This window comes from Psychrobacter sp. T6-1 (assembly GCF_052258445.1).
On sequence record NZ_JBQQFC010000543.1, the window covers coordinates 1 to 1,060 of the forward strand.

General features: G+C 48.8%; 2 protein-coding genes. One reads left to right on the forward strand and one right to left on the reverse strand.

All coding sequences use genetic code 11. The features are described 5' to 3' along the window. Positions 1–110 precede the first annotated feature (110 nt). Positions 111–740, forward strand: a complete 630-nt coding sequence (locus ACTXGO_RS14450; protein WP_443575006.1) for a GDSL-type esterase/lipase family protein — start codon at positions 111–113, stop codon at positions 738–740. 56 nt (positions 741–796) lie between these two features. Here the strand turns inward: ACTXGO_RS14450 and ACTXGO_RS14455 are convergent. After that, on the reverse strand, positions 797–1,060 hold a 264-nt coding region (locus tag ACTXGO_RS14455; protein ID WP_443575007.1), incomplete at its 5' end, for a DUF2855 family protein.

Here is a 1,060-nt window from a genome sequence, read left to right on the forward strand (position 1 = left end):
ATGTTAGACGATGGCGTAAATATTAGAATGTTTAGTGAAAAAATTTCTAATCTTCTGAGTGTTGACTTCCAAGTTTCCGAGTGAATATGCTAGCGCTTAAGGGTTAAGACATGAGACGACTAACGGCAACCTGGGCGTTGCCTATCTTAGCGCTCAGCTTGGCGACAGGCTGTAGTCAGGAGTATGATATTCAAGTCTTGCCAGCGGGTAGCCGCGTTGTAGCTTTGGGTGATTCGCTCACTTATGGTTATGGTACGACGCCGCAGAACAATTATCCTAGCGTATTGACAGGGCTGACAGGCTGGCAGGTCATCAACGCAGGCGTCAATGGCGATACCTCAGCTGATGTGCTGGCACGTATCGATCAGGTTATTACGCTCGATCCTGATCTGGTACTGCTGGGCGTCGGAGGCAACGATGTGCTCAGGCGCGTGCAATCAGGGACGACGAGCGCCAATATCACTCTGGCTATTGAGCAACTAAAAGCCGCTGACATTGCCGTTATTCTTATCGCGGAGCCGTATTTTAGCACTAGCGCCTTGTTCGGTAGAGCGAGCGATAATCCTATCTATAAGCAAATTGCCAAAAGCGAAAACGTACCACTATATAGCAAACGCTGGTCGGAGGTGATATCAAGCGATAAACTCAAATCAGACCAGATTCATCCCAACGCCGCAGGTTATCGCTACTTTGCAGAGGGGTTGCATGCGTATTTGCAGGCAGAGGGCTGGACGCGTTGAGTATAAGTGTAGCGACTTAGTCTGATCACTAAGCTATGACTACATTTGACTTTTAATTACATCACAACGATTAACCCCTCATCAGCGGGTATCTTGCCCTCGCAAACATCAGCATAGATCTCCGACAACCCTTTAACGCCGTCCAGCTCTTTGATCTTTAGCCAGCGACTGGTCTTGGCAGCACAGTCCATGATATAGCGCGTTGAGCGCTCGTTAAACTTATCAGCGCCCCATTCTTTCATGAGCTTTTGAATTTGACTTGGCGCAAAAAATTGCTCGCTGCGCTGCGTGATGATGCCCTCAGCTTGACGCGGCTCATC

Coding starts and splice junctions, on each gene's coding strand:
- ACTXGO_RS14450 (WP_443575006.1), top strand. CDS start 111: ATGAGACGACTAACGGCAACCTGGGCGTTGCCTATCTTAGCGCTCAGC.